This is a genomic window from Candidatus Ozemobacteraceae bacterium (genome assembly GCA_035373905.1).
In the GTDB taxonomy this organism is placed as follows: domain Bacteria; phylum Muiribacteriota; class Ozemobacteria; order Ozemobacterales; family Ozemobacteraceae; genus MWAR01.
The window spans coordinates 1-17,433 of sequence record DAOSOK010000024.1 but is presented as its reverse complement, the minus strand read 5'-3'; the positions used below and the strand labels follow the sequence as shown (position 1 = coordinate 17,433).

Annotated in this window: 16 protein-coding genes and 1 other RNA gene; 13 read left to right on the top strand and 4 right to left on the bottom strand. The window is 61.6% G+C overall.

Going from position 1 to position 17,433, the window contains the following annotated elements:
• The first annotated feature begins 68 nt into the window (after nucleotides 1-68).
• Both PLU72_12685 and PLU72_12680 read left to right on the top strand, forming a co-directional pair.
• Complete coding sequence (locus PLU72_12685) at nucleotides 69-1,487, top strand: SH3 domain-containing protein (GenBank protein ID HOT29033.1); 1,419 nt, start codon at nucleotides 69-71, stop codon at nucleotides 1,485-1,487.
• Nucleotides 1,484-3,775 carry a hypothetical protein gene (locus tag PLU72_12680; protein HOT29032.1) on the top strand — a complete coding sequence of 764 codons (2,292 nt, stop codon included), beginning with the start codon at nucleotides 1,484-1,486 and terminating at the stop codon, nucleotides 3,773-3,775. Before PLU72_12685 ends, PLU72_12680 begins: the two co-directional genes overlap by 4 nt.
• Before the next feature lie 11 nt (nucleotides 3,776-3,786).
• On the opposite strand, the gene PLU72_12675 is transcribed toward PLU72_12680, so the two are convergent.
• From PLU72_12675 to PLU72_12665, 3 genes are all read right to left on the bottom strand, one after another.
• Nucleotides 3,787-6,087, bottom strand: a complete 2,301-nt coding sequence (locus PLU72_12675; GenBank protein ID HOT29031.1) for an AAA family ATPase — start codon at nucleotides 6,085-6,087, stop codon at nucleotides 3,787-3,789.
• A gap of 22 nt (nucleotides 6,088-6,109) precedes the next feature.
• Complete coding sequence (locus PLU72_12670; GenBank protein ID HOT29030.1) at nucleotides 6,110-6,577, bottom strand: YbjN domain-containing protein; 468 nt, start codon at nucleotides 6,575-6,577, stop codon at nucleotides 6,110-6,112.
• A gap of 290 nt (nucleotides 6,578-6,867) precedes the next feature.
• The gene (locus PLU72_12665; GenBank protein ID HOT29029.1) at nucleotides 6,868-7,731 is read right to left on the bottom strand and encodes a radical SAM protein; all 864 of its coding nucleotides are present in this window, start codon (nucleotides 7,729-7,731) and stop codon (nucleotides 6,868-6,870) included.
• 818 nt (nucleotides 7,732-8,549) lie between these two features.
• Between PLU72_12665 and ssrA the strand changes: the two genes are divergently transcribed.
• The 11 genes from ssrA (at nucleotide 8,550) to PLU72_12610 (ending at nucleotide 16,505) form a co-directional block, all read left to right on the top strand.
• Nucleotides 8,550-8,912, top strand: a transfer-messenger RNA (tmRNA) gene (ssrA, locus tag PLU72_12660).
• 162 nt (nucleotides 8,913-9,074) lie between these two features.
• On the top strand, nucleotides 9,075-10,286 hold the full coding sequence (locus PLU72_12655; protein HOT29028.1) for an integrase arm-type DNA-binding domain-containing protein: 1,212 nt from the start codon (nucleotides 9,075-9,077) through the stop codon (nucleotides 10,284-10,286).
• A gap of 124 nt (nucleotides 10,287-10,410) precedes the next feature.
• Nucleotides 10,411-10,644: a hypothetical protein gene (locus tag PLU72_12650; GenBank protein ID HOT29027.1), complete on the top strand. Its 234-nt coding sequence runs from the start codon at nucleotides 10,411-10,413 to the stop codon at nucleotides 10,642-10,644.
• A gap of 64 nt (nucleotides 10,645-10,708) precedes the next feature.
• Nucleotides 10,709-11,260, top strand: a complete 552-nt coding sequence (locus tag PLU72_12645) for a hypothetical protein (GenBank protein HOT29026.1) — start codon at nucleotides 10,709-10,711, stop codon at nucleotides 11,258-11,260.
• A 103-nt stretch (nucleotides 11,261-11,363) separates the two neighbouring features.
• On the top strand, nucleotides 11,364-11,579 hold the full coding sequence (locus PLU72_12640; GenBank protein ID HOT29025.1) for an AlpA family phage regulatory protein: 216 nt from the start codon (nucleotides 11,364-11,366) through the stop codon (nucleotides 11,577-11,579).
• Nucleotides 11,576-11,998: a hypothetical protein gene (locus PLU72_12635; GenBank protein ID HOT29024.1), complete on the top strand. Its 423-nt coding sequence runs from the start codon at nucleotides 11,576-11,578 to the stop codon at nucleotides 11,996-11,998. Before PLU72_12640 ends, PLU72_12635 begins: the two co-directional genes overlap by 4 nt.
• Nucleotides 11,999-12,104: 106 nt before the next feature.
• On the top strand, nucleotides 12,105-14,648 hold the full coding sequence (locus PLU72_12630) for a BT4734/BF3469 family protein (protein HOT29023.1): 2,544 nt from the start codon (nucleotides 12,105-12,107) through the stop codon (nucleotides 14,646-14,648).
• Nucleotides 14,645-15,328 (top strand): hypothetical protein, encoded by a 684-nt coding sequence (locus PLU72_12625; GenBank protein HOT29022.1) that lies wholly within the window; start codon nucleotides 14,645-14,647, stop codon nucleotides 15,326-15,328. The genes PLU72_12630 and PLU72_12625 overlap by 4 nt, the downstream gene beginning before the upstream one ends.
• 102 nt (nucleotides 15,329-15,430) lie before the next feature.
• Complete coding sequence (locus PLU72_12620; GenBank protein ID HOT29021.1) at nucleotides 15,431-15,688, top strand: hypothetical protein; 258 nt, start codon at nucleotides 15,431-15,433, stop codon at nucleotides 15,686-15,688.
• Between the two features lie 104 nt (nucleotides 15,689-15,792).
• On the top strand, nucleotides 15,793-16,263 hold the full coding sequence (locus tag PLU72_12615) for a phage terminase small subunit P27 family (protein ID HOT29020.1): 471 nt from the start codon (nucleotides 15,793-15,795) through the stop codon (nucleotides 16,261-16,263).
• The gene (locus PLU72_12610; protein ID HOT29019.1) at nucleotides 16,263-16,505 is read left to right on the top strand and encodes a hypothetical protein; all 243 of its coding nucleotides are present in this window, start codon (nucleotides 16,263-16,265) and stop codon (nucleotides 16,503-16,505) included. Before PLU72_12615 ends, PLU72_12610 begins: the two co-directional genes overlap by 1 nt.
• 732 nt (nucleotides 16,506-17,237) lie before the next feature.
• On the opposite strand, the gene PLU72_12605 is transcribed toward PLU72_12610, so the two are convergent.
• On the bottom strand, nucleotides 17,238-17,433 hold a 196-nt coding region (locus tag PLU72_12605; GenBank protein HOT29018.1), incomplete at its 5' end, for a hypothetical protein.

The following is a 17,433-nucleotide window of genomic DNA, read 5'->3' as shown; positions in this document are numbered from 1 at the left end:
GCATCTGCGTCATCTGCGGATGAGCGTTCTGAGCTGAATCATATCCAGAACCGAGAGGAACCTTCGTCATGAAACAATTTGCCTTGGCCGCCGCGTTCTCGATGTCGCTGTTTCACGGAGGGGCGCCCAGTTTCGCCAGCGACGCCCCGGTACCGACGTCCTTTTCCTATACCGTCCCTGCGGGCGGGTTCTCCCGGACGATCCGGATCATGCACGTCGCCAGCGGCACGCCGCGGCTCGCCCACATGGGCCTTCACAAAGGAGGCGAGGTCATCAGGCTCGAACTGGCGGCATGGCCCGGCGATCGTGTCCAGATCATGATCAACGGCATCCTGAAAGAGGAACTGCCCGTCGAGCTTGCCCTCCAGGCCCCGGAGCCGCCCGCCACGCCGGCGGTTTCGTCAACCCCCATTTTCGCTCCTGCGACAGCCTCGATATCCTCCTCTCTTCCCCTCGCCTCCACATCCGAGACCATTTCGGTCGTTTCCGCGGTCGAGCCGCCCCCGGTCCCTCTTGTTGCATCGCCGACGCAAACCATCGCTCCGGGAAAGCCTCAACGCATCGTTTCCGGTTCCGGCGTCCGTCTCCGCGCAACCCCTTCCGTCTCTGCCGCCGAAGTCGGGAAACTCGCTCTCGGCACCCTGGTCGACGAACTGGAAATCGGCGCGAAGGAAGAAAAGATCGGCTCCCGATCCGGCAGATGGTATCGGGTCGCACTTCCCGACGGCCGTGACGGCTGGATATTCGGCGCGTTCACCATCCCCGTTTCGGGGACCGACCGCGACGCCGCGTTCATGACGCTCGCGAACGCGCGCCTCGATCTCGAGAAACAAACCCCGAACGAACTCCTCGAACTGCACCAGCTCCTTCGCGGCGCGATCGGGCAGGCGTCGTCCGAGGCTTCGCGCGCCGGCCTCGAATTCTGGGCTCTCCTGGCCCTCAATCGATATCTCCGCGAATCCGGCCGTTCTTCCGTTCCAGACGCTGTTCCGGCCGCCGTTTCCGCATACGCCGACGAACTCGTCTACTCCGAGCCGGCCGCCATGTATATGTGCAAATACAATATATTCTGGGACCTTTACGAAAAATGCAAGGGACTTCCCCAGGCCGACGAGATGGCGTGGAAAGCGGCGCATCAGCCGACTCCCGGCGAGACCGAGGGGTTTTACGACCTGATGCTCTCCCGGGTCGACGACACGTCCGGACGGTATCTCCGCGCCCAACCGACGGGCGTCCACGTCGGCGAGGCTCTGAATAATATCAATGAGTATTTATTTGTCGCGGCGACGGACGAGACGCTCCGCGAACCCGAGGACATCCCCGAAGAAGAGCTGAAACAGCGACTATCGGATGAAAGCCGGCAGGACGCCCTCGACGCTCTCGCGAGGCTTCGCGCGGCCGTCGAGGCGGTGACGCATTCCGACAGGGACGCGCTCCTGCGGCGGCTCGACGGGCTCGCCGAACGCATCAGGGGCATGGCCAAGTGAGCGTCCTGCGCAGCCTGGCGGTCGTCCTTCTGCTCGTCATCGCCCCCCTCGCCGCGCAGGCCGGCCCAACCTGGGTCAGGCTCGAACCGCCCGCTCCCGATCTGAAGCGGGCCCTGTGCGCCCTGATCGACGGCGACGACGTCTGGGTCGGGTATGAAAACGGAGGGCTGACGCTCCATGACGAGTGGGGCCAGCCGAAGCTGCGCCTCACGACAGCTCAGGGGCTGCCCGGCATGACCGTGACGGCCCTGGCTCGTCGCGACACCGACCTGCTGATCGGCACGTCCGACGGACTCGCGCGCCGCGACGAGGGCGGCACCGTGAAGGTTTACACCACCGACAACGGGCTTCCAGACAACGGGATCACCTGCCTCGCGGTCCACGACGGCACGATCTTCGCCGGCACGATGAAAGGCCTGGCGAGGCTGCGCGGCGACTCGCTCGACGTTTTGACCGAGGAACGCGGTCTGCCGGGGGCGCACGTCACCGCCCTCTGCAGCTCGCCCCTGGGGCTTCTGGCCGGCACGACCAAAGGCTGGGCCATCATCCGCGGCGAGGCGATCGAGGCGCACACGACCGAGCGCGACGGCCTCGCCTTCGAATGGATCTCCGCGATCGCCTACTACAAGAACCGGCCGCTGAAGATGGAACTCAGCTCGACGCTCGAAGACTGGGTCGTCCTCGGAACGGCTGGCGGGGGCCTCCTGCGCTGGAGCGGCGGGGCGTATCACCCGTATGAAGCCGAAGAGGGCTCGCCCGGCTCGACCTGGGTCACCGGCCTCGCGTGGCAACAGAACACGTCCCAGCTTTGGGTCGGCACCCGGGAAGGCGTGTATATCCAGGACCTGAACCCCAACCTCGGCGGGAACGCCTGGCAGAGCTTCTCGACCCGCAACTCCGGCCTGCCGTCCGACGACGTGACCGCGCTGACCGTCGAGGGCCGGGACGAGGCGCTCCACGACTACGAACTGATGAACGCCTCGGGGCTGCCCCAACTGCGGGGGCGCGGCTCCTGCCCCTGCGCAACCTGCACCCGGCTGATCGCGCAGGGCGGAAAAAAAGCCTGCCCGGACTGCCATGCGCGCCCCCCCGTCATCAAGCCGCGCACGATCCATCAGGAACTGACCTGGGCGGCGTTCTGCACCTCCGAGGGCGCGGCCCGCTACACGCACCGCGAGGTTCCCCATATCGGCCAGGGCAACTTCTACGCCTACATCGTCAACCAGGGCCACGCCTCCGTCGGAACGGCGGTCGGCACAACCGTCTGGACCGGCATCCGACCGCCTTCCGTTGGCGGATGCTTCCTGTACGCGTTCAATCGCACCCAGGCCCGGTTCGATCCGTGGCCCAATCTGCCCGGCACGCTGGATTTCACGAGCGAGATCAACACGTTCGGCCTCTCGCCCGACGGCTTCCCCGCCGCCGGTGGAGGCGGCCAGGGCGGCGGTCTCGCCCTGCTCGACACGCAAAACGACGCCTGGAGGTTCTTGCGCGGGAAAGACGGCCTGTCCGACACGAACGTCACGGCGATCTGCCGCGACGGCTCGACGCTGCTCGTGGGAACGGGCGGCGTCGCCGGCATGAGCGGCTCGGTCTTTCGGCTGAGCGAGGGCCGGTTCGAACGTCTGCCCGCCGACGGGCTTCCGGCCGATGCGACCGCGGCCGGCCGCGCCATGTTCCCCTCGCCGGTGACCGTGATCTGCGCCGAAGGCGACAACGTCTATGTCGGCACGAAATCGAGCGGCATCTTCATCTGGAACGGCTCGGTCTGGACCCGCATGGAATCGTTCGGAACGAAGGCCCTTTCCGACGACGCGATTGCGGCCCTCGCAGTGAAGCGCGGCATTCTCTACGTCGGCACGAGGAAAGGCCTCGACGTGTTCGCGGGCGACCAGGCCCAGCACGTCGACGTGACATATTTCGGATGCTATACGAACGACGTTCAGGCGTTGCTGTGGGACGAAACGGCGAACGACACCGACCAGCTGGTGCTCTGGATCGGCACGGCCGACGGCGTGACGCGGCTGAGCCTGTTCCAGGGCGTCATGAAACACGGCGGAACGGCGGCAGTCATGGTCGACAGCGTCATGAAACCGCTGATCTGGCCGTCCGACCCGCCCCAGGCGGTGCCCGTCTCGGCCTGGTCCTGGCCCGGCAACCCGAACGCCGGCATGCTCGACGTCTGCCCCTTCGACGGCCTGCCCGGCAACCGCGTGAACGGCCTCGCCGTCGACGACCTCAACCTCTGGATCTCGACCAACAACGGCCTCAGCCGGCTGAGAAAGTAGCCGAAAGCGCCTCAGCCCTTGAAAAGCTGAACGGTCCCCTTCTCCGCGGCGATCCGCAGGGAATGGAATTTCACCCAGTCTTCCCGGCAGGCGGCTTCCGAGAGGAGCTGGGTGATCATGCCCTCGAAATTCCGCGTCAGGTGGCGGGCCCCCAGGCGCGGATCATATCCGCTGTCGATCAGCAGGGGGATGATCTCGTCGCCGAACGTGAGCGTGTATCCCCTCTTCAGCCAGCGCTCGGTCTCCTCGTCCAGCATTTTTCTGGCGATCTCGGCGAGGTGCTCTTTCGACAGCGGCTGGAAGGGGACGATCTTGTCGATCCGGTTGATGAACTCGCTCGGCAGGATCTTCAGCAGGTAGTTCAGCGTCTCGATGGAAGCCGGCGCGCCTTCGCCGTCTGACGGTTTGAGGAACCCGAGCTTCGGCTTGCCTTCTGCATACAGCTCGCGGCCAAGGTTCGAGGTCATGATCATGACGCACCGGCTGAAATCGACCCGGCGGCCGCGCCCGTCGGTCAGGAACCCCTCGTCGAACACCTGAAGGAACATCTTGAGAATGGCCGGGTGCGCCTTCTCGATCTCGTCGAGAAGAATGACGCCATGCCCGAGACGGGCGACGGGACCGGTCAGATGGCCGTCTTCGCCATGCCCGACGTACCCGGGCGGGGCGCCGATCAGCTTGCTGTACTCGTGCTCGCTCATGAACTCGGACATGTCCAGCCGGATCAACCGCGTCAGATCGTTGTACAGGGAAAGGGTGATCGCCTTGGCGAGTTCGGTCTTGCCGACCCCGGACGGACCGAGGAAGAGAAAAACGCCGTCCGGACGGTTGGGATTGCGGTCGAGCTGCAGACGGGTCATGCGGATGCGCGGGGCAACGGCGCGGATGGCCTCGGACTGGCCCTTCACCCGTCGCGCCAGTTCCTCCTCGAGGTTGGCGAGCCGTTCCTGCGCGGAAACGTCAGGGGCCTTCTGCTCACGCTGATATGCCAGGATCAGGTCGTCCGGGGAAACATCAGGCCGGCCGGCGAATTCAGCCAGGATGCAGGATGTCTCGACGGTCTTCAGGACGTCTCCCACGCAAACCTGCGCGCGGCCCATGTCGCCGTGAAGTTCGAGGGCCTTGCCACCAAGGGCGGCCGGAACGGTCTTCCGGTAGGTCCTTCCGATGTTCTGCAGGCCGATCTCGACCGTTCGGGAAAGGGCCTGGCCACTCAGGAAACCGAGGGATATCCTGTGCAGGGGCGTCAGCACGAGATTGTCCTCGATGATTTCCTTCTGGAATTTCGGCGCCATGACGAACAGGACGCGAAGCGTCCGATGGAGGAGGACGCCGCGGAAGTCGGACAACAGGTCGTGGAACCCGCCGGGGCCACCGAGGCCGAACAGGATGTGGGCGGGGTCGACGACGAGAATCGCCCGCGGATTTTGGGCGACCTTCGTGATGGTTTCGATGAAATCGGCGTGGGATATGGTTCCGGCGGGGATGCCTGAGACCAGGGTCGGCATGTCGAGGCCATAGAACGTGAATCCTTCCAGCGGCTTCCAGCACCCCTTGCGGACCATGCGGGCGAACGACCGGACGAGGGTCGTCTTGCCGCTCTTCGGCGGGCCGAGGATGATGATCCCCGACGGGGTCCTCCGTGACAGTTCGATGGCCAGGCTCTGGACTTCGAGTTCCCGGCCCGGCAGTTCTTCCGGAGCATCATTCAGGAATGCGTCGTCCCAGATCACGGTATAGGGCGGCCTGATGATGGCCGGCCCCGCGGCCGGTGGCTCTGCCTCAGGTTTTTCGCTGGCTTTCTCCGTGGCCGGCTGCTCGGGCGCCGGTTTCGCCGGCGTGTGGGTATCCTCCTGCGGCAGCTTCCCTTCCACGCGTGCAGTCGGCGGAACGGCGGTCGACCCAGGCTCCCGGGCAAGCCAGAAATCGAGTTGTCCGGGAAGATGGGCTTCCAGGACAGTGAGGAAATCACCTCCCGCATTGCCCATGCCGCCGACGTCATACGCCCGGATGGCCGCTGCCAGCGGTTCCGGCAGGGAAACGCCGCTCACGTCGGGGGAAAACTTCGCCGACTCTTTTTCCAGGCCTTTCAGAAGAGAGTCCTCGAGTTTCCCCCGCTGGTCGGCGGAAATCTTTGCCTGGATCAGCTGGGGGCAATCGCGAAGAATTCCCAGGAGGAGGTGCGGCAGGTCGAGACATGTGTGGCCGCGGCGCTTGCACTCGGAGGCGGCTGTATCGAGCGCGCTCTGGAACCACCGCGGAAGCGAGGCGGTCAGGACATTCGTGAAGGGAACCAGCCTGGCGTCAGTCATTCAGGAGCCCTCCTGGGGGCGTTTACGCGTCGATGAATCGCTTGCCGCCGTATTTTGCCTTGAGTTTGTCGTCGATCTCGTCGGCGACGTAGCACAGGCACCCGATCGCGGCAGCCAGCTCCTCGAAGTCGAGGAACTCGGCCAAAAGGTTGTGCTCGACCATGATGCAGCCTGTTCCCGGGGTTTTCTCCTGCTCCAGCCAGTAGATCTTTCCGAAAACCCATTCGTTGTTGAGACTGGAGAACTCCTCGAACATCGCCTCGTTGCCGGCTTTGTTCACGTCGCGAAGAACGTGGGACAGGAGACGGACGAAAGGCTTGCCGTTCCCGAGGAGATTCACCGAGATGAGAACCTGCGCAGACCCGCTGCGAACACGATAAAAGTTTTCCTCGAGGATCTCGAAGGGGCCGCCTTTCCGGAGATACCGCTCGACCTTGGCGACGCTGTCACCGATGATTTTCGCTTCCTGTTCAGGGGTAAGTTCAGACATGATCTCTCCTCGCGTTTGTATAGTAGGTCATTTGTTTTGATCCCATACCGGCGCAACCAGACCCGATCGTCCCAACAATATTTGTCTCTATGACAACAACAGTAACAGGTCGGTCCGTGGTTGTCAAAAGAATCAGAACACGTATTTCGCCCATTGGCGTTCGCCGGCAGCCTCCCCGACGTTCCTGAATCCTGCATTTCCCCGTTCGCCCTGAGCTTGTTGAAGGGCGAAGGCCTCTCGTGCTTCGAAAAGGTCACTCCGAACGGGAACGCGAAACGGGTGGAACCCAGTCAAAGCCCCCGCCAGACTTCCGGCACGAGGCGGCGGGAACCGGCGATCGCGGCGTCGAGCTCGGCGAGCAGCCGGTCGCGGTCGCGCGGCAGGGCGCCTTCGAGGGGGAGATACGACGAGGCGTGGTTCGCCGTGAACACCGTGCGGTTCAATTCCAGGCCGGCGACCAGGTTCCGGAGTTCGCACAGCATGCCCCGCGCATCGGGGAGGGCGAACGAACCTGATTCGATGCGCGCCCAGAGAGGCGTGCCGGGAACGGGGATCAGCGTGAGGAAGCTCAGCAGGCGCGGCTGCATGCGGTTGAGGACGGCTGCCGTGGCCTCCGCGTGCTCCTTCGAGTGCGTCGTTCCGCCCAGGCCGAGCAGGGCCATGACAGACACACGCAGGCCCGCGTTCTGGGCCGAGACGACGGCCTCCGTCATCTCAGCCGCGGTCGCGTCTTTTTCCATGTTTCTCAGAATTTCTTCGGAACCGCTCTCGAGGCCGAGATACAGGGTGTTGAACCCAGCCTCCTTGAGCCGCGCGAGCTCCACCCCGCTTTTTGCCAGGATTCCGCGGGCGCCCGCGTAGAGCGAAAACCGGCGCGCATCGGGGAACACGCGCTTCGCGATCTCGACCAGCTCGAGCAGTCGGGCGGTCGGAAGGCGCATCGTGTCACCGTCGGCGAGAAATACCCGCGCCCCGCCGTTTCCCTCGAGCGCCGCGATCAGCCGGGCGTGGGCCTCGAACTCGTCGGGACCGCGGACGCGGAATCCGACGCCTCGGTAGGCCGCGCAGAATGCACACCGGTTGTGCGGGCACCCGGTCGTCGCCTGCAGAATGACGCTCCCCGCCTCGGCCGGCGGCCGGATCGGATCACCCACATACCCTGCGGGCAGCGGACCAGGTTGCGAATGCTCGTTTCCCATCTCCCGATTCTACACCATCCCCGTCACGCCCGCGTCTCCCGCTCACACCTCACGCAGATCCGTCGCTACTATATTATTTGCTATTTTCAGCTCGAATCGCCCGCAAGATCATACGATCGCGGTCATGACATGCAGATTGGCGGGTTTGAACGAGTGGGCAGGGCCGGAAAGATCGTATCTGTAGGCCCGAACGGCGTATTTTACATACTACTCGTCTTGTATGTTCAGTGGGGGTGTTATCGATTTCTACATACCAAAAGCCCATTTCCCGTTCCCGTTCCCGTTCGCGCTAAGCCTGTCGAAGCACGAACTGCTCTCGCCCTTCGACAAGCTCAGGGCGAACGGGTGATTTTCGTTCTGCAGGACGCAATACCATATGAGACGAGTAGTAATGCCTCCAAAGCCCATACGCGCGCGAAAGAACGCGGAGAAAACGAGAAATCGGCAAAACCGCCGCCGGCGGCCGCCTCGTGATGGAAACACGGCAGGATCAGCACGAACCTCTCACAACAAGGCAGTCCGCCCCGGATTGCCCGAATACCGCTGTATCTGTCCGTTCATGCTACCACCCCCGCACGCCCCCCGCAATACGCCGCCCTGCCCGGGCCACGGATCAGGGCAGCTGGGAGCGTTTCTTCATCGTTCGGACAATCGGTGACCGAACTCTTTTTGAACCGGCCGATTTGTGATACATTTAAAGATAGGGACGGCCGCCACCCTGCGACCGGGTTCGTTGAGTCGAACCGCCCGATGCTCTTTGGAGTGCCCTTCCCGGGGGTGACCTGGTTTCGACGGGGAGTGCGATCGATCGCTTGCCATTCGAGGTTGGTCGAACGGCCTCGTAAAAATTCGACCGCAAAAACAAAGGCCAACGAAAACGTTGCGCTCGCGGCCTAATTAGGCTGCGCGGTTCCCGGTAGATTCCGCCGGTAAGATACCGAAGAACCGTCGAATAAACTGGCTGGAAGTTGCGTGGGGCCCCTGGCGCGCCGCTTCGAGACAAACCAGACGGATCGGGTGAGTAGAGACCCCCCTGTGGGTTACGAAAACCTTAAACCTCTAAACGCAGGGAATAATGGTAGCATGGCGCTCGTGACCCTCTTCGGACGCGGGTTCGATTCCCGCCACCTCCACCGTGGGACAATTTGATATTGTCCGAATTTATCTGAAAACCCGCCTAGCAAGCGGGTTTTTTTGTTCTCACCGCCCGATATCGTCCATTTTGATACCTTGTCATCCGGGGTTTTTTGGGGGTAACTTTAGGGGTAACAGGACATTTCACGAGAGGAGTTACCCCCATGTCATTATCAGACACGCAGATACGTTCTGTGAAAGCCTCTGCCAAGACTCAGAAACTTTTCGACGGTGGCGGGCTGTTCCTTCAAGTTACCCCCGCCGGGGGTAAGTGGTGGCGTCTCAAGTATCGTTTCGCCGGCAAGGAACGGCTTCTCTCCCTGGGGACTTACCCCGACACCGGCCTGAAAGACGCACGGGAACGCCGTGACGCGGCCAAGAAACTACTCGAGGCCGGCGTCGATCCAGGCGCCGAACGGAAGGCGGTGAAGGCGACCGCGACCGAGAACGCGACGAATAGCTTCGAGGCCGTGACCCGGGAATGGTTCGCCAAGTTTTCCGCGAACTTGGCACCGAGTCATTCCCTTCGGATCATGCAGCGCTTCGAGCGGGATATCTTCCCGTGGATCGGTGGGAAGCCCATCGCCGAACTCGCCACGCAGCCCCGCGATATTCTCCAAGTGCTGCGCCGGATCGAGGAACGCGGCGCGATCGAGACAGCCCATCGTGCACGGTCGAATTGCAGTCAGGTTTTCCGGTATGCCATCCAGACGGGGCGGGCCGATCGTGACCCTTGCGCCGATCTTCGGGGCGCCATTCCGCCGGCGAACAAAGAACACCTTGCAGCCGTGACCGACCCCGACAAGGTGGGTGATCTGCTGCGGCTCATGGACGGATACCATGGTGATCTGATCGTCCGTTGTGCCTTGAAGCTTGCCCCTCTCGTCTTCGTTCGCCCTGGGGAACTGCGGAATGCACAATGGGCCGATATCGACCTCGAAACGGCGGAATGGAAGTTCCTCGTCACGAAGACGAAAACCCCACACGTCGTGCCGCTGTCGCGTCAGGCCGTCGAGATCCTGCGGGAGCTGCACCCCCTGACCGGCGCCGGGCGGTATGTATTCCCGAGCGCTCGATCGGCGGAGCGGGCCATGAGCGATAACGCCGTTCTCGCAGCGATGCGCCGGATGAACATCCCGAAGGCTGAAATGTGCGGGCATGGCTTCCGGGCCATGGCTCGAACGCTGCTTGACGAGGTTCTCCATTTCCCCGTGGACATTATCGAGCATCAGCTTGCCCATACCGTCCGTGATCCCCTGGGGCGGGCATACAACCGGACCCAGTTCATCGACGACCGCCGGCGGATGATGCAGGAATGGGCCGATTATCTCGACGGCCTAAAAAACGAGAACGTCCGACCCGGCCGGGTGGCGTGAAAATCTGAAAACGGTCAAGTGACCTACTGCCAATACTGACGTTAGAGATTCCCCGAAAATCTGAAAAACCCCAAGTGACCTACTGCCAATACTGACGTTAGAAAATTCACCCAGGAGGAACGACATGGACAGGATCGAACTCGAGGATTTTTCCGACAACGCCGGCCGGGCCGCCGAACGGATCAAAAGCCTTACCGGGATTGCGTGGGACGAACTTCAAGCGCTGCGGCAACGTGGCGCCTTCACCCCGGCCGATGTTCAAAAAATCTCTCACCTTGTGGAATCGGCTCTGGACGTTGCCCATGCTGTAACGATCGACTATGCCAACCTGAAGCGCAGCCAAAAAAGCGCGGCATAAACCGAACAGGGGGCCGGGGGCAAGCGCTCCCGGTTCCTCTGGAATCCGCTGGGGGAGGTGTGTGATGTTTGATCCATGGACGGCAACGGCTGATGAGGCGGCGCTTGAACAGACAAAGATCGACGGGGAGCCGCCGGAGTTGAAGTCTGCTGCTCGTTGGCTTACCTGGCATTCGCCGTATTACCAGTGGGAGGTTGCCCAACGAATCAATAAGCGGCGGGAAGCCATAGAGGGCGGAGACGGCCTTGCAATACTTTCATGTATGCGTGACTGTGCCAGGAGCGGAATGATTGCGCCTGGGTGGTTGGCCGAGGCATTCGTCACTCGTTGCGATTCAGTTTTCGACTTCAAGGCGAGAAGTTGGGATGAAGTTTTCGGGAAGCCATTCCCAAAAAGGCGAAAGATTGAAACCGCACGGGAAGAACACGAAAAGATGTTCTTGGTTTACGCTGTCGCGCTGGGACGGCACAAGGACGGAGAGAGAATCGACAAGGCGTTATTTGAGAGCGTTGGAGATTTATTTGGTATGTGCGGAACAAGGGCCGAAGAACTTTACTACAAGGCACGTAAGCTTTTCGAGGAGCCAATAGAGGACAAAACGCCGTCTAGGAGCTAATTACCGGGTTATTTGAAAATTGCCGGGAATACTCGCGCTCATCGCCCGTGTTTGAATACCTTCGTGTTAAGCAACACAATTTAATACGGAGGTATTTTTTATTATGTTACCTGTAAGCGGGTTTTTGCGGCTCCGTCAGATTATCGGAGACCGAAAACATGGCGTCCCGGGTCCGATCCCCGTTTCGCCCTCTACTTGGTGGCTGGGAGTGAAGACCGGCAAGTTTCCCAAGCCCGTCAAGCTGGGCGAAAAAATAACCGCTTGGCGCGTTGAAGACATTCGCGCACTGATCGAAAAAGCCGGCGGGGTGTCGGCATGACCTCGAAGCCTGATCTTGTGGAGGGCCTGAAAGAACCGGAAATCAACCCGGAAGAAGAGGCCAAGCTCGAAGCGGCGTTTCTGAAGATGAACACCTCAGCAGACGACATTGAGACGATGCGGGAAATGTTCGGAAGCCTTCGGGGCTTTCAACTGGCAATGAGAGCGGCGCGAACCCAAGAGCACGAAGCACAATACGCCATCATGCACGCGTTCGGATTTGCCCGCTTCGCGGCACGCCAGGAAAAGGCGCTCTTGGATTGCATCCGGCAACAAGCCGAGTTCATCCAGGCGGTCAACGAATTGACCATGAGCGACAACCGGCACGCGATGATATTTGCCTCAATGCTGGTAAAACGTTATCGAGGGCCGAATCTGGTCGTAACCACGGCCGGGGCCGCTTCGGGGGTGGTGTCATGAAAAAAAGAAGCCGCACGCCGAAGCGCACGACTCACCATACCGAAAAGTATTCTACCCGATACCCTCACCGCGTGCAACCGTTCACGCGGGGCCGGGAGGTGCGGAGATGAACGAGACAACGCCGCACCTTTCCATCTTCAAGAGCGCCCGGGCGATCGTGCCGGCGGAGTCTGTTACCGTTGCCGAGGCCGTCGAACTGATCCGGTCCGACCGACTCAAGGCCGATATCGAACGCTTGCGCGGTTGTCTGACCGCCGGGAATCGAGCCGCTTACGACCAGGGCAAGAAAGACCTTCCAGCCGTCACCTGGTCCGGGACGTTCAAGGCAAGGAACAAGGCCGGTCTTGTCGATCCGTCCGGGCTTCTCGTCGTCGACCTCGACCATCTCGGGGATAAGATGCCGGCCGTTCGCGCCGCTCTGACGATTGATCCCGCCGTCGCGGTGTGCTTCACAAGCCCATCGGGTGATGGTCTGAAGGCCGTGGCGGCCGTCTCTGACTCTTCCGACCATGGGCGCGCGTGGCGGGCCGTTGCCGATCGGGTGAAGGCGGAAACGGGGATCGAGCCGGACCCGTCCGGGAAAGACGTATCAAGGCTGTGCTTCCTGTCGCACGATCCGAATGCTTACCACAACCCCGCGCCGGTGCCCGTCGTCGTTCCCCCCGAAGCCCCGAAGGCTGAACAACCCCGGTCGACGGCGACCATCTCGAGCACGACCAGGGCGAACAAATACGCACGCGGGGCACTTGAAAAGGCCGTGGCGGCTGTCGTCCAGGCGTGTGATGGTTCGCGGAATCAGACCTTGAATGATGAAGCCCATTCCCTCGGGCAATTGATCGGCGGCGGCGCCCTGGATGAGGCGGAAGCACGGGAAGCCTTGCGCCGGGCCGCGATCGGGGCGGGCCTGTCGGATGACGAGATCCGAAAGACGATCGAGAGCGGCATCGAGGCCGGGAAGGCGAAGCCGCGTGGCGTGCCGGAATCCAAGACCGAACCGGCCGGCGCGAATGGGCAACCCGAGAACCAGCCGGACAACCACCGGAACCAACCGAGGCCGGAACCGGCGATGCTTTACGGCCTTGCGGGAGACGTGGCGCGCGCGGCATCAAGAACAACTGAGGCGAACCCATACGCCGTATGTGCGGGCTTTCTGGCGTTCCTTTCGGCCGCCGTTGGGCGAAATGCTTACCTTTCCATCGGGAACACGCGGCATCACGCCCGCCTGTTCATGCTGCACGTCGGGCGCACCAGCCGAGGGCGAAAGGGTGACGCCCTTTCCCTGGTGAAGAGAATCCGGCAATACCTTGTAGGAAACGAGACCGAAGCGACCGCGACAGTGGACATCGGCGCCGTCCCGTTCCCTGGACAGCTTCACACGGGCGGGCTTTCCACCAGGGAAGGGCTTGCCATGATCCTTCATGACGCTATGATGCAGGGCAAAGACGAAATCCCCGCCATTGAAGACAAGCGTTTGTGGATCATCGAACACGAGTTTGACAACATCCTCCAACAAGGGAAACGGGACGGGAATACTCTTTCGTCCGCGCTTCGCGACGCATGGGACGGCGAAAGCATCCGCCCGGCCATCAAGGGCGCGCGGGTGTGGGCTTCTGATCCTCACGTTGCAGTATCGGGAGCCATCACGCCGGGGGAATTGCGCGCACAACTCGACACGAAGGCGATGACAAACGGCTTTGCAAACCGCTTTCTGATCTTCTGGGCCGAACGCGACAAGCTGGTATCGAGGCCGAAACCGACCCCGAAAAGCGTGATGGAAGCGCTTGCCGAAAGAACGCGGGCCGTGATCGAGTTCGCGAAAGGCGACTATCCCAGAGAGAAAGACGGGCTTTTGTTTGCCTTTACCGATGAAGCCTCAAGCCGATACGATGAATTATATCAGGGTGAATTGAATCGTTGCGGGTATGGTTCGCTTGTCGATGCGCTTCTCGAACGCCGCGCCCCGAACCTTTTACGGCTTGCCATGCTTTTTGCCCTGGCAGATAGAACCAGGTTCATTGAGCTTCACCATATAGAAGCGGCGTGGTTATGGATTCGATATTCCAGGGATTCGGTCCGGTTCATTTTCAGCGATGAGGGCGAATTTGAGGCCGAAGAAAAGCGGGAGGTTGCCGAGAAGATCATCGAATACTTGCGCGCCCATGGAGAGACAAGCCGAGCGGCGATCAACTCCGACTGTTTCGCGGGCCACGTGGGGAGCGATCGAATCGACGCGGCGCTGTCCGATCTTCTGGCAGAAACCCCGCCGAGAATTGAAGTTCGAGCGGGGCCAAAAGCGGCGAACAACAAACGGGCGAAGTTATATACATTGTGCGAAACTCGCGAATCTGGCGGAATTGAAGGATTAGAGCCGTTCTCGGGAACTTCGCGGGCTTGCGGAGTTCGCGAAGTTGAGGCCGTCGGTCAGGAACGCGAGGGGTCAAGTTCGCCAAGTTCGCAACTGCGCGCAATTCCCGAAACCCCGATCAGTTCATCAACTGCGCCAAGTTCGCCAAGTTCGCACAGTATTACAGAGAAACCCGAGGGGCGAACCGGCCATCAATACGGACCGACCGAGGACGGATTCAAGGAAGTCCTTTTCGATGACCAGGCGAAGCCGGCGGCGGATGACGACGGATGGGAGGCAGTATGAGGCCGGCCGCGATACTTGAGGAACTTCATTCTGCCGGGGTCATGATCGAGTTCCGGGAAGGTGGGTTGCGTTGCCGACCGAAGCCGACCGGGCGCCTGCTCGAACTGATCCAGGCGAACCGCGTAGCACTTGCGGCCGATCTTGTCGCCACCATGACGCGCACCATGACGGATGACTCGGTGTTACGTGGCCAGGTTCACCGGCTGCTCGATCGAGCCGACGAACTCGACCGGGCCGGTGACGAGGCCGGGGCGCTTCGCATACTGGACGATATAAGACGAACGATACAGAACGCGACGGCCGCCACGGTGCCCGATAAAGCCTCTCGGAACGACGGGGCGGGCAAAGATGAGGTGTCGGCTGTCTCGACCTCACCACGGGCATCTAATGCGGAATCCCCGAGAAAGCCCGTTCCCGTGCCGGTTCTCGGGGCGGGGCCGGCCATCACTCCACCATCCGACCATGCCGACGTGGTGAGCGAACGGGCGGCCATGGTCGAGACTGACGCCGGGACGAACCGCGTGGATGCCGAGGCGGCGGCGGTGCGGGCGGTGGGGCCGTGCCACGTCTGCGGCGGCGGTCGGTTATGGGTGAGCCGCTGGGGCGTGATCGTCTGTGAGCGGTGCCATCCTCCCGCCAATTCCAAGCTGATCGAAAGGAATATCTCGATCCATGTATAACGAGAACGAACTGATGACCTGGGGCTGGGGCGTGTTCCCTCTCGTGGCGCTGTGGTTCGCGCTGTCGTGAGGAACAAGACAATGAACAGAAGGAGATTCAATATGGACAAAAACATCACGCGCCTGGGAGGCGCCGATCAAGACGACGAGCAGACGACGGACCCGGCGAAGGAAGCGCTTGAAGCGACCCTTGCGGCGCTCATGCGTGGCGATAACGAAGCCGCTTGGCGAGCGATCCGCGAAGCAAACCAGGCGATGATTGCACTGAGCGAGGCCGAAATTCTCGACTATGAGCAAAGAATCGAGGGGCTGAAGGAGATCATCAGGCGGTGCCAGGTGGCGAACTCCGCCCGGCACTGACGGGGGGCGGGAGGGGGGGACCGAATCCCTCCCGCCTTATGACGGGAGACCGTTGGGTGGAATCAAATTTTTATACGGCCAACTGTAGAAAAGGGGGGTATCTCATGCCAAGACGTAAACCTACCGCGATGAAGAAGCTTTCTGGAACGCTCCGGAAGCACCGGACCAACCCGAACGAGCCGACGTATCCCGACCTTGGGGCCGAACCGCCGGCGTTCCTCGATCAAACAGGCCGGGATGAATGGAACAGGCTATTCCCGATGCTTCGTGACCGTGGGCTGTTGACCGCCGGGGATGCGGCGGCGTTCTCTGCTTACTGTGGCCAGTATTCAATCTGGACGGCGGCCATGGAAGCGGTGAAGCGGGAGGGACTGGTTATCACCCTCACGAACGGCGTGCTTGCTCAGAACCCGAATCTGAACATTGCGACGAAGGCGTCAAAGGAAATGCGGGCGTTCCTGGTGGAGTTCGGACTAACCCCGGCGTCACGCTCGAGGGTGGAGGCGGCCGGACCGAAGGACACGAAGCGCAACCCGTTTGCAGAGCTTGACGACCCGTTCGCGGAGTTCAAATAATGAACCGCCGGCATCTGCTTGCCATGGCGGCGGGCCTGATCGAGACCCCGCCGTTCCTGGTGGCGACTCTCGAGCCGCTTCGGGCCGTCGTCCGTGGCGACCAGGTGAACCATCCGCCGGCGGGGTGGGAAGCTCGACACTCGACCGGGAAGCGCTGCGGGCATCTCCACCGGAACCACGAAAAAGCCTGTGCCTGTGCTGATCGGCTGGGGAAGGGGTGGGCCGTCGTGCCGGTCGGGTGATGCGGCGGGTCCTTCCGGGGCGTCGTTCAGTCAGGGGTCAGGGACGCGCACCGTTCGCCAGAGATCAAATTTTGTAAACCGCCTCTTGCATGAATCCCGGCTGGGTGGAAGCGCTCACAACCTTTGTTGTGGGCGTTTTTCCTCAGTAAGTCGCTGGTTGACCACCGAGTTCACGGGGCCGATATCTGGCAAGCCCCGCGCGTTTCTGACCCCCGCGCAACCGGGCACCGAATAGGACACAGAGGGCAACACGCGACGGCCGCCACCATCTTTCTTTCTCTCCGTTGTTCTCCACCGCCGGCTGGCCGGCACGTTGCGCCGTCCGATCGGCTTGTCTCTGCTCGAGCGCCACCCTCGATGAACCCCTCGAGCTGATCGACTCGAGGAACCCCGGACGGGGCCGGGGCGGTCGGGCGGAACCCGCAGGGTGAAGCCGTGCCGACCTGGACACGGTAGGGGTGAAGGGGCCGCGATGATGGCGGCTGATCCGGTGGCGGCCGGTTCCTGTTCGCCCTGGTGGTAAGCGGGGGCTGTTCTTTTCGGAAGGGTAAAAAATGGCGGCCGCCGTTGTGATATCGTCGTCTTAGAATTGCTCTTTGACTTTTTGTGTGAAGGTGGCACCGTCGCCTTTTCGGGGGTAACTTTGGGGGTAACTCGACTCCCGCCGAAATACATAACCCTCTTCCCGCGCTGGTTTTATATACCCAATTCGGTTGACGCCACCTCCACTGTTCACGATTTCCGGGGACGTGATATCAAATTCTTTGGGCGTTGAAAATCTTTCAGCACCGAGTTCGGGCTGGCATCTCCCCAAACCCCAAACGGCTTTTCACCGAGCTCATCGGTGAAACTGGTATCACGTCCCCCGAATTCAGGTTCATCCGAATCTTGCGTACTTTTCACGACAACTTGAAAAAGTGGACACGGA